General features: G+C 29.9%; 1 protein-coding gene. It reads right to left on the bottom strand.

Annotation, left to right across the window (positions count from 1 at the left end; translation table 11 throughout):
- Window positions 1-1,377: 1,377 nt before the first annotated feature.
- A partial coding sequence (locus TY19_RS11045; protein ID WP_042282583.1) for a hypothetical protein occupies window positions 1,378-1,653 on the bottom strand: 276 nt, incomplete at its 5' end.

The following is a 1,653-nucleotide window of genomic DNA, read 5'->3' on the forward strand; positions in this document are numbered from 1 at the left end:
CAAATTTATTATTGGAAACTTCAAAATCAAGAGAATGTTCAAAAATCTCTTACTCTCTTTAGTATTGTCCTAAAAATTCTGATGTATAACATAACTTCACTTGTCGGTATGTCATATTCATAATCTTTACCAATCTTGGATATTTCCCAAGCCAAGCAAATACCTACTCAACCACACAAAGGTTTAGTCAATATTTTAAAGCTCTTATCTATGCGTTTGACGACTTTCAAAGACAGCCAAAGAAATCTTTACGTCATCTCCTGTACATTTACCAACAACCCAAATGATCTTCATTTTTCTCTTTGAATTCTTCCAGTTATCCAAAAGGCCCTGCACCCCCTTCTCTATCTTCGAGATTGGCAGCTGTCACAAACGCACGAGCTATTAGCCTTCATTATCAACCAATATATGTCGCTTTCAAGCTTTAATTTTCTTTCTGCCATCGAAGCTTTTGAAATTCCCTTTTTTGTCGTTTTCACTGATTGACTGTCGGTTACCCCTCCAGAAGGATCTTCATTTCTATCTAGCTTTTGCCGAAGCTTCTTTTATAGAATATCATTCATTTTTTAAAAGACCTTAGTATGCTCATTTCAAGAACTGCACGTAAATGCTTCTCCAAGGGGGAAATCCTAGGAGATATGTCCAGTAATTACTGCATTCAATATTTCTCTTTTAAAAACTTTAAGAAGAAATGCTCCCCTTTAGATATCTTTGTCTGGAATAGAGACTCGATTGAATCCCATTCCTCTAAAAGATCAGCAGGATCTTTTTTTTCCATCGCTGCCATTTGCCAAGCTAATTTGAATTGGCTACAACACATTCAAATTCTAGTTTTTTTGAACACTCTCTAATAATAAACACTTTTTATAAAAATAAAACAAAGGGCATTGTTAAACAAAGATATTTCATCGATAGGTAGTAGAATTAAAGTTTTTTAAGTCTAATTAGTAAATTCTTACTTATTTTAGCAATTTATAAATTCCAATCTGTTATAAAGTAAACTTAAACAAAGAAGATTTTTTACGAAAACAAGCGCAAAAATTTGTTTAATCTAAAACCTATTATTTTTTTTACAATCCATTAATATAAAAATTTGTTTATTTTTTATTGAAGCATATTTATAAAAATTAAATTTGCACTGATGTTTTTATAATATTTTTAAAATAATTAATTTAATAACCTGAGTTTTGGGTTTTTCTCTATAATTTTCAGATGCTTATGATTTACATGGAGAGATGTTTCCTTCTTGAAAATAATTTTGGATATCTTTTACAAAAAAATTCCCTCTTTAGGCCGTCATACCTCTGAATTCATAAGAGGAAAACCCAAAACTCAGGTTAATATAAAATCAAGTAAATATATAAAATATATTATAGTTTAATTTCTTCTTAAAATAGCTTCAGTATTTGTAATAATATTTCTTTTTTTATCTAAAAAATCCTCATCTGAATCTGCCAGTTTTATTTGAGTATATAAATTTTTCACCCCTAAATAAATACTATGTAATGCGTGACATTCTACAAGTTCGATTGGCTTTAATGCTCGATTTTGCAGTTTTTCGTCAGCTAATTGTTTTAGTCGTTCGGAAACAGTATCAAGAGTAGCTTGTAAATATTCTATATGTTTCTTACTTAAAGCTGACTGAGGATTTAA

The sequence above is a fragment of the Candidatus Protochlamydia sp. R18 genome (assembly GCF_000648255.1).
Taxonomy (GTDB): Bacteria; Chlamydiota; Chlamydiia; order Chlamydiales; family Parachlamydiaceae; genus Protochlamydia; species Protochlamydia amoebophila.